This is a genomic window from Pseudomonas sp. PSPC3-2 (genome assembly GCF_049897085.1).
GTDB lineage: Bacteria > Pseudomonadota > Gammaproteobacteria > Pseudomonadales > Pseudomonadaceae > Aquipseudomonas > Aquipseudomonas paraveronii.
Genome location: NZ_JAFCVO010000027.1, coordinates 17,648 through 43,455 on the forward strand (window position 1 = coordinate 17,648; position 25,808 = coordinate 43,455).

Sequence of the window (25,808 nt, forward strand, 5' to 3'; positions counted from 1 at the left end):
GTAGGCCGGCTATAAACTCTATTGCAGATTCTTGTAGCGGTCGTATTTGTAATTAGCAGCAAATCCACTTCACTTTAGGCACTGCCAATAAAATATTCCTGCCCAACTGGCTCTGACCGCGTACAGGAACCAGTTTCCAGCACCGTCACGATAAATTTGACCGGACTCGTCTTGACCTACGGACGCAGCACCAGACAGAGTGCATATTGTCCAAGTTGAGTCGGCAATAGCGCATACATTTGGATTCCACCCACCGTAACCTTGGCAGGAGCCGGAGATATAGTTTTTGAATTTTGCACCGGCACTAGTCCACACACCGGATAGGCAAGAAAGTGTTAAGCCGGCAGCGTTGCGGCCGATCAGGCCGTTTGGCGTGCATGCACTGCCTTCAACGGCAATCCCATCTAACTGAAGATATTCCCCAACCTGCGTTCTCCCACTCGATGTGAGTTTTCCTGCTTGCATTTCGCCGCCGGTGTAAACGCCTTTGTCACCGTAAGAACGTATCCAAGTGGGGTCGGTCATATACCAGCCACCTTTCCACTTCTCATTGAGCAATCCGGTATCACCTGTGGTTCTAAACCAGCCCCCCGTGGTGGTTTCACCAGTGGTATTGGTAGTGCCTGCGTTAAGCGTGACCGTGTTGGTCGCCTTTACAGAGTTAAGGTCATTACCGTTCAAATTAATCGACGTATTCATCGTATTGACTTCTGGATGACCTGATACAGCGTTGCGATAGAGATAGTCGTTGGTCAGCGCTCCATCCATCAAGAACAAGGCACTCGCGGTGTGCCCCACTCCTGGGTTCATTCCGTAGTTGATTAGAGCGATCTGCCAGCCGCCACGCACCCCTTGGACAATGCCAGTATTGTCGGCCGGAATGAAGCCGCCAGTTCCGCCGAGGTTTTCAGCGATTTCACGAGTTCCGATCTCATCAATCGCTTCCCCTCCAATGGTTAGCACTATCGATTCAAGCTGGTTAGCGGCAGGACTCCGAGAAAGTACCAAATAAGACTGTCCAAACGCATTTGTGTCACTGAAACCGTTGGGCAGATATTTAGTGTTTCGCAACATCGTTGTCGTGACTTGGACAGGAACAGTAGGAGTTGCCGAAGCGACCACAACGCTGAAATTATCCTTTAGGTACTTTGCAGCTGCGTCCGCGACCGCTTGTTGTTGCTGAGCCGCAATCTGGTAATTTTGCGAATCCATTTGCCTTGCAAGCATATTGGAACCAATCGAACTCAAAATTACAAATGCGACAATGGCAAACAACATCTCAATCGAAATAAATCCGCCTTGCTTACTACGAGAGCGCGATTTCACATTAACTACCGCCATATATGTTTCTCCTCGCTTGGCTTTCCACGTCTTGGTCAACATGTTGTGTGTTGCCTGTGCGGATTTTTTCGCGAATGCCAGGACCGTCCTCCCCCGAGAACAAAAGGCTCTTGACCTTTAGCGTTGAAACGCCGTGCCCCTTTTCCAATGTCTGGAATACGACGGCCAGTAATCCCTTGGCTAGAATCTCGCGAGCGTTACTGATCTTCGATTGTGCAAGGGCTGCGATGTACTCAATTGCTTGTGAAGGTGATCCAGAGTGCGCGGTCGTGACGATGTAATGACCATTTATTGCTGCACGCACTATCAGGGCAGCGGTCTTTTCATCACGTACCTCCCCGACGAACAGCAAATCAGCACGAGTGCGCAGCGCCCTCAGAAAAGCCTCCTCGTAACCACCTGTACGCCTGGAAACCTGCATCTGAATGCAGCGTCCCTGGCCATGAGGGCCGTTAAGGTTGGTTTCTTGAGGATCCTCCATCGCGAAGGCAATGCCACCGCTGCCTTCCAGGCGTGCTATCACCAAGGACGCAGCGCTAGAGGTCTTGCCGGCCCCCATCTCACCGCAAAAAATCACTAACCCCCTCGCGGCGTCATTCAACAAGGTATGTACCAAATCATCCGGGAGGCCAAGTAAGTCAAATTGCATGATCTTGGGTTTTGCTTTTGCTATCGCAAAAACCTCTTTACCCATCGAGTCGACAATCTGTGTGACACGCAACACCACACCATCCTCGATCAGCGAGAACTCCGGGTCTTGAAAATCAGCAAAGTAAGCAGAGCATTGATTCTTCAAACGGACCAGGTCGTCTGCCCATTCGGCCGGTGCCGAGACCTTCTTGGTCTCAGCACCATCGAGCCCTTTCACATCGCTGAAGCCATCACCTAAGTAGAGGTCTACAAAATTTGCCTCAGTGATACGGCTCATGCCGGCTCCTTAGAAAACAGTCCAGGCGAGAGTGTTGTTGTTGGTGTCGGTGCAACTGGCGGAAGCAGCCGACGAACTCACCTCACCGGTGATGCTCGATCCACCATTGATCGAAGTTTGGACCTTCTGTCCACGGCTGATCTTGGTCGCCAGGGTCATGCAGGCATCACCTGGTAAACCGTTCTCAGTGACCACGAAAGTCATGCCGCCAGAAGTAACGGTGACTGTTCCGTTCCAAGCGTTGTAGAGGTTGCTCCCAGAAACGCTCATGTTTGGCAGGCCTTTGGAGATCGTGAGCTGCGTGACCAGGCTGGTACCCGAAGTCCCGTAACCGTTACTGCCTTTGAGCTTGCGGGCGTTGGCGATCAGTTGACCAATGTTCGATTGCTCGTTACCGACATCGGAGCTACCGAGCAGCGAACCGCCGTTGTAAATCGCGTAGCCAAGACCAATGGCGATACAGATCAAGACGAACAGCATGGAGATGTCGATAAAACCGCCTTGCCGGTGTGTTTTTTTGGTTTTGCGTTGCATGGGTATTACCTCTCGATGGATTAATGTTGAAGCGTGTTTGTGATGTCGCCCTGCATGCTGTATGTCCCGATCAACACCAAGATCATCAGTACGCCGATTGCCATAGATGAAAAAATCAGCAGGCTCTTGGAGTACCGCTCAACGTTCTTAAGCGAGTTAGCCAGCCAGCGATTACTGAAACGGTGAATGGCCTCTGAGAAGCCCTTACGAGTCGCGAGAACGCAGAGAAACTGCACAGCCTGTTTGTCGGGGAATTCATGGCCGGCGAGCTTCAAGGCCACACCGAAGTTTTTCCCCATCCGAACGCCGTATCGGGCAGCAATAAGTCGCTCACGCAGCCAGGGTTTGGCGTTCAGCTCCAGGGCTTCCAGGGCGTCGAGTTGATTTATGTTTGAACGCAGCATCACAGCGATGTTGAGCAGGAAGGTTGAACCGTGCAGTGCCTTGTAAATCGACCAGGGTGGTAGCGCCTCCAAACGAACCCGAAGCGGGCCACAGAAGTACGGCAAAGTCCCAATTGAAATCACAACAAACAGCACAAAGCCGATCAGCGTTACCAATCCCCAGTTGTTCACGAATGTGGCAATCGAATACAGCAGGGACGGAATACCGGTCCAACTTTCTGGATCGGAACGCCTAGCCATTGCCGGCACCATCTTGGTGGCAACGATGTGCAGCAGGTATGCCATCAAAGTCCACAACAGGGCTGGGTAGAGCGATGACGAAAGGATCAGCGATACAATTTTCTGACGTGCCTCGATCGTGCGAACACAATCGAAAAATGCCTGCTGCAAATTGCCTGATTTTTCGCCTGACGCGATGATCGCCACTTCTTGATAGGGCATCCAAGGCTGGCATGCACAACCCAACGTTTTGCCGTTACTGACCGTCGCACTCATTGCTGAGCCGGCTAGCGCGATGGGATGGAACAGTCGTTTTCCATCGTCGCTGTAGACATTGCTGACTTCCAGCAATGCTTCCTGTAGAGGAACGCCATTCTCTAGCAGCGCGGTCATACTCTCGTAAAACTGGATACGCTCCTTGCCACCAAACTGCTTGCTGTACCATCGAGTAGCCAGAGCTGCATACCATTCGATAAGCAAATCACGGATCTCATGGAACATTGATAAACGAGGCAGCCGGCGCCCTATCGGTTTTTTAATACCAAAATTTTCACTGAGTACGCGCCGGATCTTTTTCAACATGATCTTGCTCCAGAATGTAGTGATCGAAATCCAACGGGCCAACGATGGTTTCGGCCATCCGTGGATCAACGATCCCGGCTCTCACCTTCATCAGGGTGTGAGCTGTTTTGGTAATGCCACCCATGTGCTTGACCCAGTAATTGCGGGCTTCACTGGCGCTCTCTTTGAAGACCTTCATGAATCCATGAGTTGTCACCAAAACTTCAGCCACAGCCGTTCGCGTTGTAACGCCCAACATGTCGCAGCGTTCGCAGCCATCCCCCAAGAGATTCGCGTCCTCGATCTTTAGCATTGCCAAACGCTCAACCAGGTCGGCATCCAACTCGTTGAGATGATCCCTGGCTGGTTTCCGGCAATGTTCGCAAAGGACTGGCAGAAGCGACTGATTAACTATTCCGGTCAAAAGCGCCGGATCTGTGACAAGACTGATATCCATGCCCATATCTACGAGACGCTGTAACGAAGCGACCGCGTTGTTCGTGTGCAACGTTGAGAGGACCAGGTGGCCCGTGAGGCCGCCCGTGAAAGCGGCGATACAGGACTCCAGGTCTCGGACCTCGCCGTACATCAGGATGTCCGGATCCAGGCGCATTGAGACGGCGATGGCCTGTGCCCAGGTTTCGTTACTGCCTTTAGGTGACTGGTTAGCCAGCAATGGATACTCAGGCGGGTCTTCGACGGTCAGAATGTGCCGGGTGCCATTCGTATCCATGGCCACCAAATTGATAAGGATCTGCAAGGTTTTCGACTTACCGGAACCTGTCGGACCGGTAATGAAGGTCAAGCCGTAGGGCAAGCGACATAGCCGCCGAAGTTGCCCCACTTGCTCTGGCAAAAACCCCAAATTATCGGGTGTCTGCTTGGTCTTATCGTCGGATAACAACCGCAGCACCATCAAAGGCCCATCAACCAATGGGCGGGTAGCTACCCGGGCGCCGAACAAACCCAATTGATCGACATATTTCCGACTAACACGCGCGTCCTGGCTGATCTCTGGCTGGTAATGTTCTTTCGAAACGTCGCACATACTGTTGTAAAGCGACGAACACAACTCGATCCCTTTGGAACTAGGGATCTCGCCAGCCTGTTTGAGCAGCCCATGCACACGGAAAAAAATACGTGTGATGTCGTGACCAACCACGAAGTGAATGTCACTTGCACCGGCCTTGTGCGCACGCCCCATCAAAGCGATGACTTCTTTTTGCCGCAACGTGCCGGTGGTTGCGGAGGTCGGCGCATCATCGTTTCTGGACTGCTCCTGGTAGATCGCCAGAATCTCGCTCATGGACACCAGCTTGACTTCAAAGAACTCGTCAGCTCGCTCCAGGCGGTCCATAAACGCCATTACGTGCTGGTCCATCTGATGTTGTGAGGACACATAGAGATGCCCATCATCGGTGAACGCACAAAGCTGACGCAGCGCTGGGTTGGCTTCCCACTTTTCGCCGTCAACCGTTAGGACGCGTCCAACGTTTGCAACGAACTGGGGCTCTGACTCCTGGTCAGCCGCCGGCGCGATCGGCTCCAGCAGTACCAGATGTGCGGAATCGATCTTGCCTGGGTCCTCGATCGGAACGACTTGGTTTTGCGCGAGGGTGGTCATGGTGAACCCTCCTTAAGGTTGCCCTGGCGAGTAAGTAGGTGCAGACATCCCCATTGGCGCTCCAGGTAAGCCCTGGAACCCCGACACAGGCATGCGAGCCGAGACTCCAGGCGCGGTGGAAGAAAATCCCAGGGAGTAGCGCTTGCCGTTGCGACTGACAATTACGCTGTCCATGCTGATGCTCTCCAGCTTGTAGCCTCCCGGAAGTTCCGGGCCGCCAACCTGTGCGTCAATTTCAAAACCACCGCTGTAGAGCAGCGAGACACGCAAACTTCTACTGGAGCCAGAGACCAGCTTCACAACAGGCAATGGCTCCTCCGCTCCGGCCGGCTGCTGTGTAGCTTGAAAGGAATAGGGGACTGATTGGCCCGTCTGAAGGCCGGGGCCGTTAATTTCCCGCAGAGCCTTAGCCCGCTCCCCCTGGGCCTTGTACAGAACTGTTTCGCTCTGTACGGCGGAAAGCGCACCAACGGTAATACCCGGGGCACCATCCTCAGCAAGACCTACCCGGCTGATGCCGGCGAGGGCGAACAACACGGGTATGAGCAGATATTTATTTCGCATAAAGGTCTCCAGTCACTGACCAGATTAATTGGTCACTCTTCAAATCAACTTTGATTTCGCGTAGGCGAAAACCGGTGTCTGGCACGTTGCGTAGGACAATCGCCGGCGACAGCAAGCTGGTGTATGTCAAACCAAACTGCTTCCACTCAGGCAAAGGCATCGGTGGCGGCGCAGCACCACCAGGTAACGTTGCAGGGATAGGTACTGCGACGGGTATTTCGCTGAGTTGCGGTTCTAACCCTTGCCCATGTAACCAGGACGTCAGAAGCGGCAACGCTTCGTTCGCATAGAGCAGTGGTTCATCGCCGGCCAAACCCGTGCTCAGTCTGATCTTGAGTGCCGCACTGTTACCGCCATTGACGCCTTTGAAGAAAGCAGGTTCGTCTGCAAAGTGACCCCGGGTTGCTTCAATCAACCCGCTCGCTGTGCTGTTGCCTGTGCGGTTAATCGTTACGGAGACTATTTCACCGTCACATTGAGCAGATGCAAAAACCCACCCTGCAATACTCACCGGAATACGGTCGATAGCCCCGTTGCAGGCCTCAATGAAGTCCGCAACAGCGGGCTGCTTCGCCCATGGATGCCCCAGTGCCTGCATTGTTTGTTGCTCGTTGGCGCGTGCGTTCAGTGCATCCAGTTCCGCCTGGCGCTGTATTGCAGCCGCTAGTGCCTGGCGGTCCTTGTAGCCTTCCCACTGACGCCATCCGATAAACGCAACAACAACCAATAGCGCGACAACTGAGAGCCGCACCCATTCACTTTTGGACAGCCCAAATGTGAGTGGCCGTAACCGAAAATCTCGGCTTAGGTTCTGCGACTGGAGCAAGGCGGCGACATCGAGGCTTTCACCGCCGCGCCCAAATTCCTTGGGCAGATAGACGTCCTTAAAGGAAATCGAACTGCCGAGCATCTGAGCGACTTTCCGCGTGGTGTCTTCCGCGCTACCGACCTGATCGCAGCCGGGTAGGACAGCTCCCTGGTCAACCGCGACCAGGGCGTACCGGTCTTCATTTGGAGTGACCTGCCAGGCAGCAATCCATGAGTCGCCCAACTGTCCGGCCAGGGACGCAGCGAGCGAGTACATACCCTTAACTGCGCCGTCGTTGTGAGCGACGAATCCTGCCTGGATGATCGACTTCGTAGGCCGGATAGCCACGATGTCCATCTTTTGATTTCGACCGAACTGTCGTGCTTCGCGCATGTACCCCGTCAGACTGTCCAAGGGATGCCAGAGCAGCCCTGTAACGAACGAGTTGCCGTGATACGTCAGTATTTGAACCTTTGGCTGCTTTGTGGGGGGCGCGCTAATAGCCATGGCTACACGACCCGCCCGAATGTCTCATCACTCCCGACTTGGCTAAGCAAGATCGGTGTAATCAGTACAACCAACACACTGTGCGTCGAAGTCCGGACCTGAGAACCGCCGAGTCCGAAGAAGCCTGGGCTACCTACACCGCTTTTGGTGGCGTCTTCGCTCATCTCATCGAAGCCCGACAAGATCAGTGTTTGACCGCTGCGCAGCTTGACCTTTGGGCTCAAGCCTTTGGTGTCGTAGTCAGCCGTTTGCGCACTCGATCCGCCGCTGGTGAACGTAGTGAACGTAGGTTTTGAACTCATGTTGATTGAAATCATGACCAACAAATCATCGTTTTCGATGATCCGGGGTAATAGAGTCATGTTGAAACCGGAGGTGATGGTGCCAGCGTTCAACGCGGTGCTTGTGCCAACAGACGCTGTGCTGCTTGTCGAGCTGGAAGGGATATAGCCCTTCACGTTCCCGATCTGAATTGGCGCAGGTTGCAAGTTGAGAGTTGTCACCGATGGCGATCGCACGTTGGACACTCGCCCTTGCTCGGCCAGCGCTTTGATAATTGCTGATGAGCCTGCCCAGGGCGAGTTAGCTGAATCGACAATGCCAATCGAACCGGCGACCGCGTTGCTGCTGATACCTGAAACAGTGTTATTGAGCGAGAACCCCCATTTGCTCGACAAGGATTTGTAAACCGCTTGCCAGTTCAGGCCCAGCTGGTCCGTATCGGTCAATGTGACCTCAAACACCTTCACGTTGAAAAGAACCTGACGGGTGATTTCGGAGTTCGTCTTGTTTAAGTACGCCTCCACACGAGCCAACACGTCTGGCCGATCCGTAACTGTGAGCGTCCCTGTCGAAGGAGCCATGTAAAGCCGGCCTTGTGGCGACTGACTCAACATCGACTGAACGTTGTTCTGGATGTCCGTGAGGATCGAAGTGTTGAGCAACACCTTTGTGCTTTGATTGCTACCCGACTCACCGGTGGCACCCGAGGCCGAACTGGACCCACCATTGGTGCCGGATCCAGTGCCGGTGGTGGTGGTCATGCCCGACTTAACAACCGTTTCAATCTCTTGCTTGTCACCGAAGGCGTAGACGTCGAAAACCTTCGTATCAAAGTAGGTAATACGCACAGCGCGCTCTACTTGCGAGTAATGCCAAGAGAGGCCGAGCCGGGAAGTTACGAGGTCCAGCAGACCAGAAATACGCCCGTTGTACTTGAGACCGCTGACCACGCTAGGCGGTGAGTACGCCGTAGCACTTGCCCCTGGTCCCGGGCCTGGCCCTTGAACCGACCCAGGAAACAACCCAACAAGACTTTCGGGGTTCGCGGATGCCTGTTGTAGCAAGGCGGGCCCAGCTCCTGGTGCTACAGCACTTAGCCCTGGATTGACCGCTTCGGGCGAAACCAGTACCGAGATACCACACTCGTTGGTGATGAACTGCGCCACTTCGTTAATGGTGACGCCACCAGAGGGCCGGTACGCCTTTTCACAATCCAGTGCGGCTGGTAGGCCACGCTTGGCGGCGACTGGCTGCGTTGATACCCAGGGCTTATCGCTGAAAATGACCGTTGCTCTTTTTTGCTCCGACTTCTGAGCACGTGAACTTGCTGCGTACTGTGCTGCCTCGGCACCATCTTTCTCTGCCCGGGCAGCCGACTCACTTACCCGTTGAAGGGTGCAACTGGTGCAAAGCAGCAGAGCAACGGTTATGCAGCTCAACTTGAAGAACGACTTCATCATTTCTTCCTCTCAGATACATAAAGGATTCCCTGACTCGACGTGTTTCCATCCACCAAAAAGCTGCGTTTGGCGTTGTCGTAGAGCGGAAATATTTGGTCAATTGCTTCCGGGAATGTGCCCTTGAAGCTCAGAGCCGCTTCGATTGGGTAATCCAGGTCCTCGGGGTTCCAAATCAGGCGGACTCCGGCCCGCTTGCACCATTCAGCAACGGTTTGATGAAGCGTGCTGCCGACTGATGCGGTCCAGGTCGGTAACGGCGTCACGGGGCGAACTGGCGCCGGCGCAGGGCCAGGTATAGGCCGCGCAGCGGACACAGCAGCAACTGGCGGCGCCGGGGATGCCGGGAAAACTTTCGGTGGTGCCACGGTTGGGGCCTCTACCTTGCTTGGAGGCGTCACAGGGGCCGGTACCGTCGCCTTCGCTAACGCCGGCGCAGCGGCCGCGATAATTGGCTTTGGCGAGACCGTCATGGCCGCTGCGGGTGCCGGCGGCGGCAGCAACGGCGCCGGTGTGCTTGGTGCCCCCGGTTTAACCGGCGGAACACCGAACACCATGGGTGCGCGAGGCGTAGAAACCGCCACGGCCGGCGAAGGGGTCGGGTAAGGCGAGGCCGTACTTGGGCTGGCTGTACTGAAAGGTGGCAACGCGCTCGGTTGGCTAACTTCTTCCCAATCGCCGGTAGGCAAAGTTAACTTTGGTGCAGAGCTACAACCTAAAAGCAAGGCAGCACAAAGCAACTCACTCGCAAGGAGTTTGCAATTCATGACTGTTACCTTTTTTAAATGAGTTTTGAAGCGAAAGCAGTTAAAACTACTTGATTTGATTGCGTCCTTTAAAACGCCTTGCCACGAATCTTGCTGCTGCTCCGGCCATCCGGCCGGCAGTTTTCATACCAGTGGCTTTGCCCAGTAATCCGCCAGCTCCACTGACGCCACCGGAAGGTGTGCCACCCATTATAGAGGCGGCGTAGTTTGGTAGTTCTGTAGCGAGTAACGTGAAAGCACCGAATACTAAAAGAATACCGAATGCTGTAACCAGCGTAGTTTCTATTTGCCCACCCTTGATAATGTTGTTGTTTATATAATTAAGTTCTAAACCCACAACAACCGCAAACAGCACTTGTGTAAGCATAAAACCGCCTATTAACGACACCCACCCCCAAAACCATTGCCGTGTTTGATCGAAGAGAGCGAAGGCAATAAAAATAGGGCCGACAACAAGGATAATTGTTGTAGCGGCTTTAAGTGTGATCATCGTGCCAATACAGACTGAAATAAACGGTATCCCGCCCATCAGATAGAACACGACTACCAACACGGAGTAAAACATGACAGACCAGTCCTCGGTCAATCCAAATTTCATTGCAGACACTAGCGTGTCTAGCGAACTAATGTAAGTGTTAATCAGCGCATCTACTTGGTTAGTCGCAGGCCCTTCATTCCCAGCGAGAACCCCACCCATCCAATCCGGCAAGCCGGTGACAATTGGCACAACAGTAGATGTATACCAGGACACGTTAAACGCGAAATAAACAATAATCGCCATTTTCATGATGGACATAAGAACATCTTGAAAAACAGCATCCATTCCCTGGTGAATCCAATAGATGCTTTTCAACGTGAAATTTAGCATCCACATCGAACCGAAAGACGCACCCAGTCCGAGCATTACTTTGGAAGTACCACTTCCCAAGGTGCCCTTAAGGGCTGTGTCGATGGCTTGAAATAGTTCGGCGGCTATTGCGATCTGAAAATCCATCTAGCCCCCATCACGGTGATTTCACCAATTCGCGACCGTTATAAAACAGGTGGCCATTTTCCAATCTCATGGTTAAGGCCCCGCCCAATGCGCTGAGAGTCGTTGCCGAATCGGCACGACCTTCTAGCTTTCGCTCAAAGTCTTTACCCAAGACATTCTTTTTTTCATCAATATGAAAAATAGCGTCACTGTAGGAAATATCGAGAGTCATTGGCTTAGGGGTGCTGCCTGGTACTTCTACCCAATGACCAACAAAGCTATTCGGTTTTTCAGCACCACATCCTGCCAGAATGGCAAGCAGCACTGCACCGAACCCAACGTTGATAAATTTGTTCATAAAGACCTCAGCTAATCGAATGAAAAATCAGTGTAATTCATCCTATTGCAGTGCGAAACGACTTCACTGGCTGTCAAGATCCTTATCGTAGGCTTGATCCATTTCTTGCACTGAACGATATTTTCCCTTGCCGCGCATATGTTCCTGAAAGTCTTGAGCACGCTTCTTCGACTCAATTTTTTCTTTCTGTTCCGTTAAGGCGATCATATTTGCCATTCGGATTTGTTGATTCTGCTGTTCAACAAGTTCTTGCTGATAACGCAACTGCAAATCTTGTTTTTGTTGAGGTGTGTCAACCTGGTTGATTTGCTGCCTGAGCGCCTCGGCATTTTTTACCCGCTCGTTACTGGCTTCGTAGTTGGCCTCTAAGGCCCCTGTCGCCGTCAGTAACCTGTCGAACGCTTTTTGCACATACGGATCATCGGAAGTCATTCCGTAGCGCTGCCGAAGCTCAGGCAGTCGCTTAGCGTCCTTATAGATATCATCCCATTCTGCAACCGGAAGAACTTTGTTCAGCGCAGGGTTATTAAGAAAGTCACCGTAGTTAGCGTTACCAGAAATCAAGCTTGTGTAGTGGTCATACTCGGCTTTTGCTTGCTCAATTCCATCTTTTGCCTGTTTCAACGCATCGAGAGCTTGTTTGGCTTGAGCAGTTGCATTTACTACCAAAATTCCAGCAGTAGTAGTGTCAAGCGTCGGAATACCAATAGCGTTGGCGGTCTGGGTGCCAATAATCAGCGCAACCGATAACGCAGTCACAGCGAAAAAGCTTTTCATAGTCTTCACCCTTTCTTTTTCTCTAATTCTGTCAGTCGCGCCATTTCATCGAGGAAAGCGGAAACCCAAATTTTTGGGTCTTTTGTGTTCAACGACTTTCTGACCCGTTCGGCAACAGCGACGTTTTTGGTTGTTGAGGACAACAACGGCAGCCAGTACTTCAACTTGTCGTTCAAAACGAGTTTTAGTTTTACTGCCTGGTTGCCCTGGACGACTACCATTTCGCGACTCAGCGGGTGCATTTCAGCTATAGCGTCAAACACCTTGCCTTTGACGCCGAAGCGTTCGTATTTCTCGCGATCGGCTTTATCGTTAGCAAGCCAAATGGCGGTAATTACTTGCTGAACAACGGCTGGTGCGTATTTGGTATCCAAGGCGTCCTCTGGCGACTGCGTATCCATGACAAGAATCTCGCCACGAGTACGACCACTTTTAAGAATTTCCTTGATAGCTTCTGCGGTACTTTCAAACGACAGTGGTACCCAGTACTCCGCGATAAAGTTAATCAGCAAATTACCGGGCCTGGCCGCGTGCATCATTCGCTTCATGTAGAACAGCGTATTGAGCAGCACTTCCATGACGTCAGGGTGTTTTGTGGCGTACTCACGATTCAGAATCTTCGTGCAGTCAAACGCGATTCGCCAAAAATCCTGAGGATTAAACAAGTTTGTAGGCGAGTCCAATACCCATGCGTTTTGCCCCTCGTAACCACCCGCCAGACGGCACCACTTCGCGAGCCTGGTATGGAGGCAGTTACCGCCCTTGCGCGCTATGTTTTGCAGCAGCAGCGACATTCCGCGGTTGCTCACAACGCTATGCTGCATGACGGCGGAGATGGAGTCTTGAATCTCGCGCTCTTCTGCAGCGGTATTGAGCGCTTTACCACCAGCACAGGACGCTACCTGGTCAAACAGAAAATTCCGAAGTTCCGGGTTGTCGGTGAACTGAAACGGGTTGACTCCGGTGTAAGTGCCAGGGACTAGCGATACGTAGTGCGTGTCCAGCGACATCAGCAGATTTTGTAGCGAGTGGTTGTAATCGATTCCGAAAAAAGCTGGTTCGAATCGACTGGCAAACGTCAGCAAGATAGCCTCCAGCGTCGTTTTACCTACGCCGGTTTGACCAGTGACCGCGACGTGCCCAGGAAGCATCTCACCCAGGTTGTTTTGACCTAGCGGACTGTCGTGTGCGTTCAACAAGAACAACGCGTCTTTATCAGTACGCATTGGCATCAATGCCGTACCGTCCCCGATCGGGTTCCCTCGCGCTTTGCCTGTGGGCGTGGCATGGAGAGAAAACGTGCTAGCGAAGTTCTCAGTTGACTTGCTCATTGGATACAGCACTTCAGTAAACGCAGGGAACTGTGCGTACCAGGTGTTGATATTGCTCATTGTCGAGCGAACAAACGTTGCATCGCGAACCGTAAAAATTGACTCCATCTTTGCGCCATTATCAATAGCGTCGTCTGGGGAGTCACCGTAAACAATCAGCGCTGCATGGTAGCGACCAAACGCTTTATCACCTTGAGTGATCTGCTGAACTGCATCGTCCAGCTCCTCGGTCTGTTTGGAATCGCCTTCAACTGAACCAAGGTCAGATATATGCCTTTTGAAATCTTTCTTTACTTCATTACGATCTTGATAAAGGAAGGTCTGAACCAACGTGAAATCGAAATGCTGCTCGATGGCTTCGTCCCACATACCAGGTGAGGAACCAGCGGATGGATAATCGCGCAGATCGTAAGTCGTCGCGAACCGCGTGCCACCTCGGTTTGGCCGATTTTCGACAAAGTCGTATTCGCCAAAATTTGTCACGCTATCTATTACGGCCTCGCCCAGACGCGTATCGCTGCACAGAACGTCTTGTTCATGGCCGTTGAACAACTGGCTATAAAACCGTCCTATCTGCGAATAAATCGCCCCATGGGCGTTTTCTTCCATACCCATGATTGCCACATCGTACTTAGCCAACATAGTTGACGAAATAGTCAGCAGTTCCTGCATCGACTTAATACCGGCATCAAGGTCACGATATTTAAGGACAAGCGCCAAAGTGTACCCAACCTGGCGAAACGTACCGTTACGAAAGGGGGCGGTATATTCGTTTACAAAGTCTTGCAACACCGGCAAGGACAACTTGTAGCGATGATTCAGCTCCACACCACTTTTCGTGACATAGGCTTGCAGCAGCAGGTTCTTGCCTTCTTTCTTTCCCATTGCAATAAAGTATTTGTTGAGTTGGAAAAAAAGCTGTTTAAGTTCCTGATCGCTGCGTGTTTCATGAGAGATACCTTTAAGCCGAATCAGGCTAACTAGGCGATTCCCTGTAAGTGTAACCATGTTCTCATGAACGTGGTACTTCATCAGATTTGCCATCTCCTCCGGAGACATAACGTTTTTGTGCAAAGCGCTTGCCATAGTATTGACTCCACTTCGGATTGTAGGAGGTAAGCAATAAGTTCTTGCCGTGCTTTATGTTGAGTCGTAAGCGACGTAGCGCGAAACGAATTCTTCGCATGTAACGGTCATCAATCGACGTAAAAAACCGGAGAACCGGCAGCGCAAGCAAAAACGGAAACGCGAAGATCAGCCCCCATACCCAATCGAAGATCGCTGCACCGATGCCGAACCCAACAAGTGTCGCCATCACCAAGCCGAGCATGGGCATAATGGGAACGCCCCAATACATGGCGGGACGTGACATCGCGTTGTAGCTGTCAAACAACAGCGGTTTTTCATCTGACATTGCTGGCCCCCCAGTAGCTAGGATTAGGTCGGATTACCCGAACCGAAAATTTGCCAAGCACCTGCGCCCAGCGCGATGGCACCACCAACAACAATAATTACGCCTACCTGTTCCAGGTACGTCATAAAGGTGGTCGAGTGGTCGCCCTGGGTACGTGCGGCCAACCAGCGGATACCCGTATAAACGAGCGACCCCAGCGCCATCGAACCAGCGATCGCGTACAGACCAATTCGCACGTTGCGGCCTTGAGTAACCAACGTCTGCGCCCAGTCATCAGCCATCGCAACCATTGGCATCAGACAGACTAGAAACCCTACCAGACCTACTATTTTCTTGCGGTTTAACATCATGTTTCTCCTTCACATTTTACGAACAACAATTGAAATCTATTTATCTACTGGGATCTCATCAGGCCCAGTTGATTTAGGAACAGGGGTGTATCGCGGGTATTGCCGCAGTACATCCCAACTTTCGTAAATAGGTATCGGTGTCTGATTAACAACCTTCTGCGCAGGTTGTTCGTGCCCCGCTCCCCCACCTGGTCCTGGGAACAAGCCGGAATAGGATTCCTCTGGCACGGGCGTCGATTGCTTGGTTGGTTCAACAGCCGCACCTGGTCGGCCGGTAGGCTCTTCTGATGCTACTGCTTTAACAGTTACAAGCAGAAATATAAGAACAGTAAGCGACGTTTTTAAGTCCATGACCTACCCCTGTGTGGTTTCAAGTTCCTTCGCGTATTGCTTCAACAACAACTCTTTCGCTTGGTCGGAGAAGTTATCAATGATGAACTTCAAGAACGCCGACCCGGTGATTTGGCGCCGAGACTGCCCACTCAAATCAATTGCAATTTGCGTCAATGTATCGAAGCGCTCGTGCCCGATATGGGCCACGGCAGACTTCTTTTTTCCAATATGGGTTTGGACCATATTCAGTCTCCTCGGATGCACAAAGACACCGCCCGGTATTAACCGGGCAGTGATATAGGTTTTTTTGAACTGCTGTCGTGCGATCAGCAGGCGTTACTGGTTGCCGAGCTAATCCGTGAGTAAGGAAGGCTCGCCATATTGAGAAGGCCAGACTCTTTCTGAAGCAAAGCAAAGAAAGCCGTTTGCCGCTCCAACTGGTCTTTCATTCGGGTAATCGAACGCAGCGCGTCTGCCACATCAGGTGTAACGTTTCTGCATTCGATATTACTTAGCGCCTTATCAGCCTTAAGCAGTAGCGATTGTTTTAACGCCTCAATCAGAGTGTCCGGGGCAGTGCATATCGTTGGTCCAAAGCGGACAAAACCCTTCACACCAGGAACATCGGAGATGGTCGTGGTGTGAATGTCTTCTGGATCGAAGCGGAGGAAAAGGTAACCGGGAAACAGTTGCTTCTGCTTGACGCGAACGGCCTTGCAGTCCTGACGCTTTGAAATCTCAGTCATGGTAGGCGAGTAGATTTCCACGCCGAGAGCTTCAAGCCTCGTCGTAACTATCTGAAAACCATGGAGATTATGAGTTATTAAATACCAGCTTTGCATCCCTAAAACTCTCCCTTTTGGGTGCAACCCGCCACAAACGCGCCGTGAGCGAGCCTGAGCTATCGAAGCATTTTCCTGTGCCTTGCTGTACATAAATACAGTACTGGTCAAATGTACAGTACTTTTCGTTACGAGAACATCTTTAGCAGTTGAAATATTATGGTCTTTTTGCGCCGAAAACAACGATTTATGTAAATTTTGCATTTTTAGCCTTTTTTTTCCCGGTAAACGCCTGAAACTAGAGAATTTTCAGGCGCCGCAAATGACCTCGCCCACAAGGAAATTCATCGGAGGCCGGATACGCGCACTCCGGAAAGAAAAAGGGATTACACAGGCGGTTTTAGCGGAAGCCTTGGAATGTGAAATTGCGACGATCAGTCGCTATGAACGCGGCCAGCACTCACCAGATGGCGAGCAACTCATTAAACTAGCCGGGCTCTTTGACGTGTCTCCTATGGACATACTCCCCTCAGAGCAGGACCTGTCGAGGGCGCAGATAATAGCGCTTAGGACTAAGCTCTTAGAGCTGGTCTACAAGATCGATAACCCCCTTCTTTTGGAAAAGCTGATCAAGACAATCCAATTGCTCGAGAAAAACTAATCACTGTTCCTCTATCACTTTTGGCACCTTTTCCGAAAAACGTGGTCGAGGTAACTCACTGTGCATGACGCAAAAGCCACCAAGCCGTCAGCAGCTTGGGGTAATAAACGAAATAGAAGAAGCGAGGTGGTAGCGATGGACTCCGGAACCTTAGAAAGCTGGATCAAGAACCTGGGAGGTTCACATGATCATCTGGTCGCCCAGGGAATCATTTCAAACCAGCCCCTGTACGACCTTTACGGAGGGGGGGAATCATTGGAAATTGAGCCTGTGCCTGGCGTAGAGCTGAGTTTTTGGGCTGCTACAAAACGCTTTGAGGCGATTCAAATCACTTTGAGAGATGGGGTTTTGAGCGGGGGTATGCCCATTTACACCGGCGGGTTACCAGTGCCCTATGACATTGCAAAGACCCAATACCAGGTCAGAGCAATTTTCGGTGAACCGCTGAGAACTCAAGGCGCGGTAGAAATACCAGATTCCATAGAGACTATGGGCGGTTGGGATAGCTACCAGGTACCACCCACCCTACACAACGCGGCTTTCATCGACTTTCAGTATGCAGAGGATCTGCACGTCGACCGTGTTGTCTTCTCCCTAATGGATAGGAACTGACTCACGACGGTGATGCTGTGAAAATCACATTGGAACTGACGCAACACGAGCTGGAGACGCTTCAACACTTCCGCCAGATGCATGCCGTGTACCAGCGCACCACCTCCAGCACGCCCGAACTGGAGCTGGCCCGCCGCTACAGCGCACTCAGTACCTCGGCACAGATCCTGGCCGAGGCCCTGGACAAAGCCGCCCGCGCCCAGGGCGTGTAATCATAGCTCCACGGTGAAGCCGCGCAGCCCTACTGCGTCAGCAAAGCGGCCTACGGCTTCAGCTCTCAAGCGCTGCCACTGTTCATCACTTAGCAAGCTATGTTGATACAGTGCGGACAGGTAGCCCAGCACATACTCTTCGGCCATCGGGACGATCACCGTGCCGGAGTGCGTGCGTATGCGCACGGCCATATGCTCAATCTCGCGATTCACCTGCGCTATCAGCTCGGGGCTGTCTTGTTCGATCTGGATCAGGGGCATCGATTGGGTTCCTTTCTGTTCGTTATTCGTAACGCGGCGAAACCAGCTCGCCGGGCTCCCACTGGACGGGCTGGCCGTCCAGCCCTTCGCATTCATCAACCGGACCGCCCAGCGTGTAATCGGCCCCCGGGTGGTCATCCACCTGAAACGGCGGGCACGCCCAGTTCGCCGCCTCCAGGCGCTGCCTCGCCTGCTTCCAGGTTTCGCCCGGGCGCGCTCCGGCTTGCACCTGGGCATCAGTCAGCGGGGGCAACTTGCCGGGTTCCAGCGTCGACATGGCGGGGGTTCCTTCTGTTCGTTATGGGTAACGCAGCGCCCTACCCTTGCCTCGGTCGGAACGCCAGGACGTTACCCGGGGCGCCCAGCTCGCCCGACTCCAAATCGGCAGCACTCGGCACACGCTTAAGTAAACCGCGCAGTCGGAGCTGGGCCAGTCCGTTCTTGATTCGCGCCGGGGAGACTCCCGCCTCGTGCGCCCATTTGTCCACGTTGATGCAGGTGCGCAGCGTCTCCGGCCGGTCAATGTCAATGTTCAGTTTGACTGGGTTGATGTCCGGCGGCTTAGTGATCGACATAGATCGGGTTCCTTTCTATTCAGTTCGTTAGGGGTAACACGGTTGCGGCGCTGATCGATGCTCACTCGGGGTCAAACCCCTTGTACCGGCGATACCAGCCCCACCAGTGGAGCAACTGCGCCAGGGCATCAGCTTTGGGCGGACTCACCATAGGCATGCAGTCCAGCTCGGTAAAATCCTGATCGTCCTCATCGGCCAGTCGCCAATGGGTCACACCACTGATACCCACCTGCATACCCTCATGCCACCAGCGCGTCGGGCTGAACAGATCGAAGCGGCACACCAGCAGCGTTCCCATGTAAGACGGGCTGTAAACCACGTAGCGCAACGCTGAACCGCAATCTTGCCACGGCTGCACCTGGGCGCAGTCTTTCCAGCCCGGGCCGAGGTCGGCCACCAGCGGCGCGACCTGTTCCGCCGTCACTGGCCCACGCGGTGGCACTCGGTACGGTTGGCCGGCCGGTGGCCTTGGTTTATCGCTCATGCTCGATCCCTGATCAATTCGTTACGGTCACACACGGCTATTCTCCCGGCTGCTTTCGGTAGTCAGTCGGCAGGCCTGCGCGCCGTAAACGCTCGGTCAACGTCTGGTTGGCCGCAAACGCTTTGTTACGCTCCGACTCCAGCAACGTCTGCTCATTTTCAAGCGCGCCGACCTTGGCCGTGGCCTTATTCAGCTCGCGCACCACCCAATCAACCTCACGATTCTGGCGCTCCAAATCCGTCGGTTTGCCGTCAAGCGTGCGCGCAACCGGCGCTGCAGCTGGTGCCCCCACCTCGGCGGCAATCTCATTCAGCGCGGTTTTCAGTCGCTCGATTTCCGCGCGATCAGCAGCCCGCTCCTTGAATAGCTGAATGTTTTGCTTGCGTTCATCCTCGTAGCTTTTCCAGCCGCGCTTGGCCTCTTTGTCCCGGCGCTTGTTACCGTTGATTATTCCCTGATCCTGATCTAGCTGGGCCTTAAAATCCTCGGTCCAGGCGGGGCAACCCTGGAATATCTTCTCCAGATTTTCCACCACATACGGCGACTTTAGATTATCCAGATCAGCGCGCGCCGTGAAATACACGCTGAAAGCCCACAGCATCAATGAATCTTCATCCCGGGTTAGTTGAACGGTGCGGGTCCAGTTGTGCGGGTCATCAGCGGACACAATGACTTCACCCGCGACGGGCTCGCCGGCACGCAGCGCGCGGTTTTCATCCTGCAGGCGCTGAATGATCGTCTTTTGCCGCTCCAGCTCGTCACGCAGGAACGCCGCCGGCCGGCGGGTGCTGCGTTCTGGCTCAGCCAGGTAGCGGCCGTTATCGCCTTCGGGCCACAGCTTGGTCAACAGCGCATCAAATCCAGGCTTTTTGGTGGTTTCCCAGTGGTCCTTTGGCCGGTGAAACAGATCCTCGTGGGCCAGCACGCCCAGGCTAAACACCATGCGCTCTTCTTGGGTCAGTGGAATAACCTTAAGCCCTTCGGTGTCGGCCAGCTGTTTTAACCGCTGACGGTGCCGGCGCTGCCGCTCGGCGTTGGTCATTGGCACCTTCTCGACGGGCTCCGACAACATCGCTTCGCCAGACAGCGGCATGTTCATTTGACCGTTACGCGTAACGCCTTGCAGTGCCGGCGCAAGCCAGGCCGGCACGGTGATTTTGCTGCGCTCTTCCTCGCGGATCGCCCTGGGCTTACGCTCTCCTTGCAGCAGCGCCTCAACTTCGACGCGCACGGCGTGACCCAATTCCTGGCCTACATGCTGATCAGGGTGCAGAAAGTGACTCATATAGCCCGTTTCACTGATGAACTTGGATGAAGCATCCACGGCATGAAAGCTCAGGCTGTACACGCCATTAATGCCCCAGGGATCTACAGCTACCCGCATGCGCATGCCGCCAACCTCAAGCAGGTATTCCCCGGCCCGCCCCCAGCCTGGCACTACCCCAGCCGGCGCGGCCAAATGCTTGCGCAACTTCCCCCCTGGGCCATCTTTGGTACCGCTGCCCATGAACGTATCGCCGTTCAGCCGGTAGACCACTGCGCTATACCGGAGCGCTGACGTTTCGATGTCACGCGCACTGCCGGCGATCATGGCGTCATTGAATAGCTGCAGCATGTCGCCGGCCAGCTGCTCCAGCTCGGCGCGCTCCGCAGGCAGAAACTCAAGGGTCTTGAGGAACAGCGGCTGATGTTCCAGCGGCAGTTCCTGGGCGGGCGCTTTCTTCTTGGCCATCTTTGCGGCTCCTACCTTAGATACGGGCATCGAGGCCGGTAAGGCGAGAGAAGGCGCGTTGCAGGTCCTCGGCATAAATCATGCTTTCGCGTGCTTTCTCTTTGAAGTCCAGCCGCGCCCAGCGGCCTGCGATCACTTCGTAAGTATTAAGAGCGTTCAGCTCGACGCGAATCATATTTACGCCGTCTTTTGCGAAATTGGCCGGAAGCTTAAATTGCAGCCCCTGTGGTGTGGCTACCAAATCGCGAGCCCCAGTAATCACCAGAAATTTGCGAGCCGCGAGCTGTTCAAAAATGGCGCCGGCGACTTTTTGTGCTTCGGTCAGGCAACTCATGATGCCGACTCCTGGGTACCGCGTACTTCCGATGGATCGAGCACTACCTTCAGAGCTTCTGCGACACATTGAACTGCCACTTCCCCAGCAAACTCAAGCAATGAACTGCGATGAATTTCCTTAGTTAGATCTACCAAGCGAAGCTCCATAACCCACAGCGAGGACCAAGGAGCGCTGTGATTCGTGGTATATTCAGTCCCGAGCATAATTATCACCTAACCGGTTTATTGTGTTCCCGCTGGGGATGGTTGCAGCCATGCCCCGGCATTCTTTACCCCATGAAAGCTAGTACGGGTATCACATCCTGTGGAACCCTACCGGTCAGCACCAGAAAACGGCGCCAAATCCCATAAGGAACCGGTGTCCCCCCATCTTTGAAACTTCTAATACGGCGATCAGTTGACGCCCCTCGCAACCCTAGTAGCGCAGCGAGTTTTTTATCCGTGTTGAACTCAACAAAATTCAACTGAAAATGCCGGAAGTACGCCCCAACTATGTCCGGGTGTGGAGCCTCCCAGCCTTCGGATTCGCGCAGCAGGTGTTTACGCGAATACTTTCCCTCGTCGATCTCACGCTGTGGCGGCAATCTCGGCGCCTGTATATTGGCGTTCAGTTGATCAATCGCTGCCTTCGTACCTGACTGAAAAACCATTTCCAGTTGTGCTGCTATATCCGGTAATTCGATACGCATGCTGCAGCTCCTTGTAATGGAAAGAACCAGGGGCTTTCGCCCCCTGCCCTACCGTGGTGACAGCTCGATACGTCGAACGTCTGAAACACGGATGTTGACCAAACTAAGAGTTCCCGTGACTACCGCCTTCCAGTATCCGGCCTGATGAAAGTGAACCAGGACGTAGAAAAGGTAGTCCGGCAACAGAAGGTCAAATCGGTCGATCCGTATGCCTATATGTTCAGGGTTGAACTCCCGAACTGGCGCACCACATCGATCCTCTGACCCTCTCCGAACTAACCAAAAATGTGCCTCTGGGTAATTCGTCCGGATAGTCGCTACATCTGAAAGTCTCATCTCGTTCTCCGTCAGCGGCATGACTAGCCCCCTCAAGAGTCGAGTGGCTCTCTGCATGCCACCAACAGGATCTATTGTAGGCGAAATTCGCCTACACTGACAAGATATATTTAGGCTAAATTCGCCTATTTTAGATATTAAAAGGATATTTCAGGAATATACCTATGACACCCAAAGAATACCCAAAGGATATCCATTCATAAAATGGCTGCATAGGCGCATAAGAGGCATGAACGCGAGATTTGATGGGGAGATGGAGGGGGATGTAGGGGGGATTGCGACGGGAGGGAATGGTGATTACTTGTCCAGCCAAAAGACACCAAAAGACACCTTAAATAATATCTATAGGATATCCATTGGATACCCTATAGATATTTAAAGGCATCAAATTTTTGAGTCGAGTAGGCGCCTTAGCGCAATTTTCAATAATGCCGGCCGGGATATTCCCCCAAGACGCTCTCGCTCTGCGTCCAGCTCAGCAAGCAACTCAGGCTCAAAACCAACCTGGAACATTTCACGCTTGCCGCGCAGCTTCTTTATCCTGGGCACCGCGTCAGGTGCGGTAGCTGCTGCCTTTGATGCTGCAATGGTCGCCTCGGGGTTGGCGCTGGCAGTTCTTTTTGCTCGTTCAATGATAGCCATAGGATATTACCTAAATACTCAATAGATACTCTTTGGATATCCTAATGATACCCATAAACACGCACGTTAACCAAACAACGCTTTTAGCAGCGCGTTGATTTCGCTTACAGCTTTAGGGTCACGGGGCTTCATTTCCGCGACCGCCATACCAAGCGTGGATGCTGTAGCGATGGACTTTCGCTTCGTGACATTCAGGTCGAGGAGCTTGAATTGGGGGAAGTTCGCGATGGACCTGCGTGTGGCGAGGTTATCACTCGAGAATTTCTTGGGCTCTGCCATATTCAAATAGGCGTAGACAGGCAGCGGGTTATCCGCGCGCACAGCTTGAATCTCATCAATTAGAGGAACCAGCTCGTCCTCCAGCGCATCAAGTTCGAAATTTCCTGGGGCAATAGGGACAATCATTACGTCCGCGATCATCATTGCGTGCCTCAAGGCGGAACTGTCGCGCCCCCCTACGTCGATAATGATTTCGTCGTATTTATCAACCTGACGCAACACCTGGGTCCGAAGCTGCTCACCATCTGGATACGCTACCAGGGTCACGCTAGGGGTTAGGCCAGCAAGATCCCGGCGATTTATCGCGTTTGACGAGGATGACTGTCGGTCAGCGTTCACCAACAGCACATCTTTACCTTGCTTAGCCCCTCCTACTGACAGCTGCACGGCGGTTGTCGATTTGCCAACGCCACCTTTGGTATTCGCAACAACAGTAATTGACATACAGAGCATCCTTGAAACGTCGTTTAGGTATGAAAAGGATATCTTATTAATATCCTATGTCAATCACAGTGAATGCTTAATCATACCCCCCTCTAGAGCGTTCCATTTTTTGTGAGTGCTGCGTCTCTAAAGCCGGATAGGGGAGGGCGCTTCTCCGTGGAGGTGAAGACCGCAGGCCCGCTAAATGCTACGAGGTGCGGCAGGTCATAAACATCATATAAATACCTTTTAAATATCTAAAGGATATCCATAAGGTATCTTTAGAGATTCCTTATGATGGACTAATAAATCCTGACCACGCGATCTCCCCCCTTGGCGCTTTAGGCTGGGTGTGGACGGTAACCCCACGCTGGAAACCCTACTGGCTTTTACGCGCGCCTTCGGCATCGACATGACAGCACTTCCTCTAGCGGCGACCGCATGACCGTCGCGGCACCTCGATCCCTCCAACTCCCGATAATTGCCTCGGTCACTCCGGCCGAGATCACCCCTCGCAAAAAGCCTTCACCTGGTAGACCCGCCCTGATCGATCTGGCTGACACCGGCCTCAAAAACGACTCCAATACTGATTAACCCGCCTTTGCTCTTATCGCGAACAAAGTGCGCTTACTGGTCACTTACCGACAAATCCCACCGTTCCGCTCGCGATCCTCTAAAGTGGTGATAAAATACGTTATCACCACTTATTAGACGGGTAGGGCGCATGGCACTTTTTGCCTCGATTCGACGCACTTTCCATAGACGGGAGGCAAAAACCATGATTGAAGGTGCAGCACGCGTTCACCTGGTGAATCGCCGGCAAGAATCGCCCCGGGGCAATTTTGTGTTTCCCGGGATCGATTACCTGGACGAAATCGAGGTCGATGGCCATCGAGTCGGCCATGTCGATTACGGCCTCAATCCGCTGCTCGATCGCGTGTACATCAACATGCTCGACATTGATCCGGCGCATCAGCGCCAAGGCGTCGGCCTCGGCGTGCTGTGGCATCTGTGGCGCACGCACCAGGTGCCGATCGTGCCGCTGTCCCAGTACACCTCATCCGATGGGTTCTGGGACCGTGCGCGCCGCCGCTTTGCAGCGGCCGGCGCTGTGATCGAGGACGAACTGCGCGGCGACGAGCAAATGGGACTGGAACAGCAACGCTGGCAGCACCTGGTGCCTGAACCCGATCACCAGCGGCAGATTCGCGAACTGAAAGCATCACCGGAATGGCCCGCCATCAAAGCCCGAATGGAAGCGGAGTACGGCATATGTCCAAAGGATTGATCCGCATCGAGGACGGCGAACGCCGCTTGAGTGCCATTGAGTTCCAGCAGCTCGCCAGCGTGCCGGCAGCGGTCGAATGGTTCGCCAATATCGATAACCCGCGCACCCGACGCGCCTACCAAAACGACCTGGAGGACTTCTGCGGCTTTGTCGGGATCATCGGCGCCGATGAATTCCGCGCGGTCACCCGCGCACACGTGTTGGCCTGGCGCGCCCAGCTCGAGACACGAGGCCTGGCCGGGGCCACCATCCGGCGCAAACTGGCGGCGCTGGCCAGCCTGTTTGATCACCTCCTGGAGAACAATGCTGTGGCAGGCGGTAATCCCGTGCATGGCGTCAAACGGCCCCGGGTTGAAACCAATGAAGGCAAGACACCGGCCCTCGGCGACGACCAGGCTAAATTATTGCTGACAGCGCCGGATGGCTGGACGTTGAAAGGTGTGCGCGATCGCGCCATTTTGGCCGTGCTGCTGTACCACGGCCTACGCCGCGAAGAAGCCGCCAAGTTGATGACCGGCGACCTGCAGGAGCGCCGAGGGATAAAACACCTGCAGGTGAAAGGGAAGGGCGGCAAGACGCGCTATTTGCCGCTGCACCCGGTCGCGGCTGAACGCATCCATGCGTACCTGGAACGGGACAATAAACGCGAGCCAGGCAACGGCCCGCTGTTTCGCTCGATTCGCGGTCGCACCACCGGCGGCGCCGTTACGGGTAACGGGATCTACACCGTAGTCGCGCAATGGGCGCATGCAGTGGGCATCGATGTCGACGGGCTAGGCGTGCATGGATTGCGCGCTACGGCCGCGACCAATGCCCTGGAGCATGATGCCGATATCGCCAAGGTGCAGGAGTGGTTGGGCCACGCCAATATCAGCACCACCCGCCTGTACGATCGGCGCGGGCAGCGGCCGGAGGATTCACCGACTTACAAAGTGAAATACTGAATAGCGTTGGGTGTGGAGCT

General features: G+C 53.5%; 32 protein-coding genes. 6 read left to right on the forward strand and 26 right to left on the reverse strand.

The window, feature by feature from the left end; all coding sequences use genetic code 11:
• Positions 1–69: 69 nt before the first annotated feature.
• Genes pilV through ACP7CJ_RS27465 form a run of 9 tightly spaced genes read right to left on the reverse strand, consistent with a single transcriptional unit; the run spans position 70 to position 9,495 of the window.
• Complete coding sequence (pilV, locus tag ACP7CJ_RS27425; protein WP_426102967.1) at positions 70–1,341, reverse strand: shufflon system plasmid conjugative transfer pilus tip adhesin PilV; 1,272 nt, start codon at positions 1,339–1,341, stop codon at positions 70–72.
• Positions 1,328–2,269, reverse strand: a complete 942-nt coding sequence (locus ACP7CJ_RS27430; protein ID WP_426102969.1) for an ATPase, T2SS/T4P/T4SS family — start codon at positions 2,267–2,269, stop codon at positions 1,328–1,330. Before ACP7CJ_RS27430 ends, pilV begins: the two co-directional genes overlap by 14 nt.
• Before the next feature lie 9 nt (positions 2,270–2,278).
• Positions 2,279–2,803, reverse strand: coding sequence for a type 4 pilus major pilin (locus ACP7CJ_RS27435; RefSeq protein WP_426102971.1), 525 nt, complete (start codon positions 2,801–2,803; stop codon positions 2,279–2,281).
• Positions 2,804–2,823: 20 nt separating this feature from the next.
• Complete coding sequence (locus tag ACP7CJ_RS27440; protein WP_426103050.1) at positions 2,824–3,927, reverse strand: type II secretion system F family protein; 1,104 nt, start codon at positions 3,925–3,927, stop codon at positions 2,824–2,826.
• 49 nt (positions 3,928–3,976) lie between these two features.
• Positions 3,977–5,611, reverse strand: coding sequence for a GspE/PulE family protein (locus ACP7CJ_RS27445; RefSeq protein ID WP_426102973.1), 1,635 nt, complete (start codon positions 5,609–5,611; stop codon positions 3,977–3,979).
• A 12-nt stretch (positions 5,612–5,623) separates the two neighbouring features.
• Positions 5,624–6,175, reverse strand: a complete 552-nt coding sequence (gene pilP, locus ACP7CJ_RS27450) for a type IV pilus biogenesis protein PilP (RefSeq protein WP_426102975.1) — start codon at positions 6,173–6,175, stop codon at positions 5,624–5,626.
• The gene (pilO2, locus tag ACP7CJ_RS27455) at positions 6,165–7,490 is read right to left on the reverse strand and encodes a type 4b pilus protein PilO2 (RefSeq protein WP_426102977.1); all 1,326 of its coding nucleotides are present in this window, start codon (positions 7,488–7,490) and stop codon (positions 6,165–6,167) included. Before pilO2 ends, pilP begins: the two co-directional genes overlap by 11 nt.
• 2 nt (positions 7,491–7,492) lie before the next feature.
• Positions 7,493–9,232, reverse strand: a complete 1,740-nt coding sequence (locus ACP7CJ_RS27460) for a PilN family type IVB pilus formation outer membrane protein (protein WP_426102979.1) — start codon at positions 9,230–9,232, stop codon at positions 7,493–7,495.
• On the reverse strand, positions 9,229–9,495 hold the full coding sequence (locus ACP7CJ_RS27465; RefSeq protein WP_426102981.1) for a TcpQ domain-containing protein: 267 nt from the start codon (positions 9,493–9,495) through the stop codon (positions 9,229–9,231). Before ACP7CJ_RS27465 ends, ACP7CJ_RS27460 begins: the two co-directional genes overlap by 4 nt.
• Positions 9,496–9,613: 118 nt before the next feature.
• On the opposite strand from ACP7CJ_RS27465, the gene ACP7CJ_RS27470 reads away from it, so the two are divergent.
• Positions 9,614–9,835, forward strand: a complete 222-nt coding sequence (locus ACP7CJ_RS27470; protein ID WP_426102983.1) for a hypothetical protein — start codon at positions 9,614–9,616, stop codon at positions 9,833–9,835.
• A 207-nt stretch (positions 9,836–10,042) separates the two neighbouring features.
• Here ACP7CJ_RS27470 and ACP7CJ_RS27475 read toward each other — a convergent pair whose 3' ends face one another.
• From ACP7CJ_RS27475 to ACP7CJ_RS27510, 8 genes are all read right to left on the reverse strand, one after another.
• Positions 10,043–10,990 (reverse strand): type IV secretion system protein, encoded by a 948-nt coding sequence (locus tag ACP7CJ_RS27475; protein ID WP_426102985.1) that lies wholly within the window; start codon positions 10,988–10,990, stop codon positions 10,043–10,045.
• A 10-nt stretch (positions 10,991–11,000) separates the two neighbouring features.
• Positions 11,001–11,327 (reverse strand): hypothetical protein, encoded by a 327-nt coding sequence (locus tag ACP7CJ_RS27480; protein WP_426102987.1) that lies wholly within the window; start codon positions 11,325–11,327, stop codon positions 11,001–11,003.
• A 63-nt stretch (positions 11,328–11,390) separates the two neighbouring features.
• Positions 11,391–12,104 (reverse strand): P-type DNA transfer protein VirB5, encoded by a 714-nt coding sequence (gene virB5 / locus ACP7CJ_RS27485; protein WP_426102989.1) that lies wholly within the window; start codon positions 12,102–12,104, stop codon positions 11,391–11,393.
• A 5-nt stretch (positions 12,105–12,109) separates the two neighbouring features.
• Positions 12,110–14,521, reverse strand: coding sequence for a VirB4 family type IV secretion system protein (locus ACP7CJ_RS27490; RefSeq protein ID WP_426102991.1), 2,412 nt, complete (start codon positions 14,519–14,521; stop codon positions 12,110–12,112).
• Entirely contained in the window at positions 14,448–14,849 is a 402-nt protein-coding gene (locus tag ACP7CJ_RS27495) for a VirB3 family type IV secretion system protein (protein ID WP_426102993.1), read from the reverse strand. Before ACP7CJ_RS27495 ends, ACP7CJ_RS27490 begins: the two co-directional genes overlap by 74 nt.
• 23 nt (positions 14,850–14,872) lie before the next feature.
• Complete coding sequence (locus ACP7CJ_RS27500) at positions 14,873–15,196, reverse strand: type IV secretion system protein VirB2 (RefSeq protein ID WP_426102995.1); 324 nt, start codon at positions 15,194–15,196, stop codon at positions 14,873–14,875.
• A gap of 357 nt (positions 15,197–15,553) precedes the next feature.
• Positions 15,554–15,775 carry a hypothetical protein gene (locus tag ACP7CJ_RS27505; RefSeq protein ID WP_426102997.1) on the reverse strand — a complete coding sequence of 74 codons (222 nt, stop codon included), beginning with the start codon at positions 15,773–15,775 and terminating at the stop codon, positions 15,554–15,556.
• 83 nt (positions 15,776–15,858) lie between these two features.
• Positions 15,859–16,578 (reverse strand): transcription termination/antitermination NusG family protein, encoded by a 720-nt coding sequence (locus tag ACP7CJ_RS27510; protein WP_426102999.1) that lies wholly within the window; start codon positions 16,576–16,578, stop codon positions 15,859–15,861.
• A gap of 58 nt (positions 16,579–16,636) precedes the next feature.
• Here ACP7CJ_RS27510 and ACP7CJ_RS27515 point away from each other — a divergent pair, with 58 nt between their 5' ends.
• From ACP7CJ_RS27515 to ACP7CJ_RS27525, 3 genes are all read left to right on the forward strand, one after another.
• Positions 16,637–16,975 (forward strand): helix-turn-helix domain-containing protein, encoded by a 339-nt coding sequence (locus tag ACP7CJ_RS27515; RefSeq protein ID WP_426103001.1) that lies wholly within the window; start codon positions 16,637–16,639, stop codon positions 16,973–16,975.
• 135 nt (positions 16,976–17,110) lie between these two features.
• Positions 17,111–17,587 carry a DUF6392 family protein gene (locus ACP7CJ_RS27520; RefSeq protein ID WP_426103003.1) on the forward strand — a complete coding sequence of 159 codons (477 nt, stop codon included), beginning with the start codon at positions 17,111–17,113 and terminating at the stop codon, positions 17,585–17,587.
• 17 nt (positions 17,588–17,604) lie between these two features.
• Complete coding sequence (locus ACP7CJ_RS27525) at positions 17,605–17,799, forward strand: hypothetical protein (RefSeq protein ID WP_426103005.1); 195 nt, start codon at positions 17,605–17,607, stop codon at positions 17,797–17,799.
• On the opposite strand, the gene ACP7CJ_RS27530 is transcribed toward ACP7CJ_RS27525, so the two are convergent.
• The 9 genes from ACP7CJ_RS27530 to ACP7CJ_RS27570 form a co-directional block, all read right to left on the reverse strand.
• Positions 17,800–18,060, reverse strand: coding sequence for a hypothetical protein (locus tag ACP7CJ_RS27530; protein ID WP_426103007.1), 261 nt, complete (start codon positions 18,058–18,060; stop codon positions 17,800–17,802).
• Positions 18,061–18,082: 22 nt separating this feature from the next.
• On the reverse strand, positions 18,083–18,337 hold the full coding sequence (locus ACP7CJ_RS27535) for a hypothetical protein (protein WP_426103009.1): 255 nt from the start codon (positions 18,335–18,337) through the stop codon (positions 18,083–18,085).
• A gap of 40 nt (positions 18,338–18,377) precedes the next feature.
• A complete protein-coding gene (locus ACP7CJ_RS27540; protein ID WP_426103011.1) occupies positions 18,378–18,635 on the reverse strand; it encodes a hypothetical protein in 258 nt (85 codons plus the stop codon).
• Positions 18,636–18,696: 61 nt separating this feature from the next.
• Positions 18,697–19,119 carry a hypothetical protein gene (locus tag ACP7CJ_RS27545; protein ID WP_426103012.1) on the reverse strand — a complete coding sequence of 141 codons (423 nt, stop codon included), beginning with the start codon at positions 19,117–19,119 and terminating at the stop codon, positions 18,697–18,699.
• 37 nt (positions 19,120–19,156) lie between these two features.
• Positions 19,157–20,926 carry a KlcB family protein gene (locus tag ACP7CJ_RS27550; RefSeq protein ID WP_426103014.1) on the reverse strand — a complete coding sequence of 590 codons (1,770 nt, stop codon included), beginning with the start codon at positions 20,924–20,926 and terminating at the stop codon, positions 19,157–19,159.
• Positions 20,868–21,185: a hypothetical protein gene (locus ACP7CJ_RS27555; protein WP_426103016.1), complete on the reverse strand. Its 318-nt coding sequence runs from the start codon at positions 21,183–21,185 to the stop codon at positions 20,868–20,870. Before ACP7CJ_RS27555 ends, ACP7CJ_RS27550 begins: the two co-directional genes overlap by 59 nt.
• Before the next feature lie 271 nt (positions 21,186–21,456).
• A complete protein-coding gene (locus ACP7CJ_RS27560) occupies positions 21,457–21,876 on the reverse strand; it encodes a hypothetical protein (protein WP_426103018.1) in 420 nt (139 codons plus the stop codon).
• Positions 21,877–22,596: 720 nt separating this feature from the next.
• The gene (locus tag ACP7CJ_RS27565; protein WP_426103020.1) at positions 22,597–22,854 is read right to left on the reverse strand and encodes a ribbon-helix-helix protein, CopG family; all 258 of its coding nucleotides are present in this window, start codon (positions 22,852–22,854) and stop codon (positions 22,597–22,599) included.
• Between the two features lie 66 nt (positions 22,855–22,920).
• Positions 22,921–23,577, reverse strand: a complete 657-nt coding sequence (locus ACP7CJ_RS27570) for an AAA family ATPase (protein WP_426103022.1) — start codon at positions 23,575–23,577, stop codon at positions 22,921–22,923.
• 757 nt (positions 23,578–24,334) lie between these two features.
• Between ACP7CJ_RS27570 and ACP7CJ_RS27575 the strand changes: the two genes are divergently transcribed.
• Positions 24,335–24,844: a GNAT family N-acetyltransferase gene (locus ACP7CJ_RS27575; protein WP_426103024.1), complete on the forward strand. Its 510-nt coding sequence runs from the start codon at positions 24,335–24,337 to the stop codon at positions 24,842–24,844.
• Entirely contained in the window at positions 24,829–25,788 is a 960-nt protein-coding gene (locus tag ACP7CJ_RS27580; protein WP_426103026.1) for a tyrosine-type recombinase/integrase, read from the forward strand. The genes ACP7CJ_RS27575 and ACP7CJ_RS27580 overlap by 16 nt, the downstream gene beginning before the upstream one ends.
• Positions 25,789–25,808 lie beyond the last annotated feature (20 nt).

Bases quoted from the DNA above. Each gene is read 5' to 3' on its own strand.
- pilV (WP_426102967.1), bottom strand. From the start codon at position 1,341: ATGGCGGTAGTTAATGTGAAATCGCGCTCTCGTAGTAAGCAAGGCGGA.
- ACP7CJ_RS27430 (WP_426102969.1), bottom strand. From the start codon at position 2,269: ATGAGCCGTATCACTGAGGCAAATTTTGTAGACCTCTACTTAGGTGAT.
- ACP7CJ_RS27435 (WP_426102971.1), bottom strand. From the start codon at position 2,803: ATGCAACGCAAAACCAAAAAAACACACCGGCAAGGCGGTTTTATCGAC.
- ACP7CJ_RS27440 (WP_426103050.1), bottom strand. From the start codon at position 3,927: ATGTTCCATGAGATCCGTGATTTGCTTATCGAATGGTATGCAGCTCTG.
- ACP7CJ_RS27445 (WP_426102973.1), bottom strand. From the start codon at position 5,611: ATGACCACCCTCGCGCAAAACCAAGTCGTTCCGATCGAGGACCCAGGC.
- pilP (WP_426102975.1), bottom strand. From the start codon at position 6,175: ATGCGAAATAAATATCTGCTCATACCCGTGTTGTTCGCCCTCGCCGGC.
- pilO2 (WP_426102977.1), bottom strand. From the start codon at position 7,490: ATGGCTATTAGCGCGCCCCCCACAAAGCAGCCAAAGGTTCAAATACTG.
- ACP7CJ_RS27460 (WP_426102979.1), bottom strand. From the start codon at position 9,232: ATGATGAAGTCGTTCTTCAAGTTGAGCTGCATAACCGTTGCTCTGCTG.
- ACP7CJ_RS27475 (WP_426102985.1), bottom strand. From the start codon at position 10,990: ATGGATTTTCAGATCGCAATAGCCGCCGAACTATTTCAAGCCATCGAC.
- ACP7CJ_RS27480 (WP_426102987.1), bottom strand. From the start codon at position 11,327: ATGAACAAATTTATCAACGTTGGGTTCGGTGCAGTGCTGCTTGCCATT.
- virB5 (WP_426102989.1), bottom strand. From the start codon at position 12,104: ATGAAAAGCTTTTTCGCTGTGACTGCGTTATCGGTTGCGCTGATTATT.
- ACP7CJ_RS27490 (WP_426102991.1), bottom strand. From the start codon at position 14,521: ATGGCAAGCGCTTTGCACAAAAACGTTATGTCTCCGGAGGAGATGGCA.
- ACP7CJ_RS27495 (WP_426102993.1), bottom strand. From the start codon at position 14,849: ATGTCAGATGAAAAACCGCTGTTGTTTGACAGCTACAACGCGATGTCA.
- ACP7CJ_RS27500 (WP_426102995.1), bottom strand. From the start codon at position 15,196: ATGTTAAACCGCAAGAAAATAGTAGGTCTGGTAGGGTTTCTAGTCTGT.
- ACP7CJ_RS27505 (WP_426102997.1), bottom strand. From the start codon at position 15,775: ATGGTCCAAACCCATATTGGAAAAAAGAAGTCTGCCGTGGCCCATATC.
- ACP7CJ_RS27510 (WP_426102999.1), bottom strand. From the start codon at position 16,578: ATGCAAAATTTACATAAATCGTTGTTTTCGGCGCAAAAAGACCATAAT.
- ACP7CJ_RS27515 (WP_426103001.1), top strand. From the start codon at position 16,637: ATGACCTCGCCCACAAGGAAATTCATCGGAGGCCGGATACGCGCACTC.
- ACP7CJ_RS27520 (WP_426103003.1), top strand. From the start codon at position 17,111: ATGGACTCCGGAACCTTAGAAAGCTGGATCAAGAACCTGGGAGGTTCA.
- ACP7CJ_RS27530 (WP_426103007.1), bottom strand. From the start codon at position 18,060: ATGCCCCTGATCCAGATCGAACAAGACAGCCCCGAGCTGATAGCGCAG.
- ACP7CJ_RS27535 (WP_426103009.1), bottom strand. From the start codon at position 18,337: ATGTCGACGCTGGAACCCGGCAAGTTGCCCCCGCTGACTGATGCCCAG.
- ACP7CJ_RS27540 (WP_426103011.1), bottom strand. From the start codon at position 18,635: ATGTCGATCACTAAGCCGCCGGACATCAACCCAGTCAAACTGAACATT.
- ACP7CJ_RS27545 (WP_426103012.1), bottom strand. From the start codon at position 19,119: ATGAGCGATAAACCAAGGCCACCGGCCGGCCAACCGTACCGAGTGCCA.
- ACP7CJ_RS27550 (WP_426103014.1), bottom strand. From the start codon at position 20,926: ATGCCGAGGACCTGCAACGCGCCTTCTCTCGCCTTACCGGCCTCGATG.
- ACP7CJ_RS27555 (WP_426103016.1), bottom strand. From the start codon at position 21,185: ATGAGTTGCCTGACCGAAGCACAAAAAGTCGCCGGCGCCATTTTTGAA.
- ACP7CJ_RS27560 (WP_426103018.1), bottom strand. From the start codon at position 21,876: ATGCGTATCGAATTACCGGATATAGCAGCACAACTGGAAATGGTTTTT.
- ACP7CJ_RS27565 (WP_426103020.1), bottom strand. From the start codon at position 22,854: ATGGCTATCATTGAACGAGCAAAAAGAACTGCCAGCGCCAACCCCGAG.
- ACP7CJ_RS27570 (WP_426103022.1), bottom strand. From the start codon at position 23,577: ATGTCAATTACTGTTGTTGCGAATACCAAAGGTGGCGTTGGCAAATCG.
- ACP7CJ_RS27575 (WP_426103024.1), top strand. From the start codon at position 24,335: ATGATTGAAGGTGCAGCACGCGTTCACCTGGTGAATCGCCGGCAAGAA.
- ACP7CJ_RS27580 (WP_426103026.1), top strand. From the start codon at position 24,829: ATGTCCAAAGGATTGATCCGCATCGAGGACGGCGAACGCCGCTTGAGT.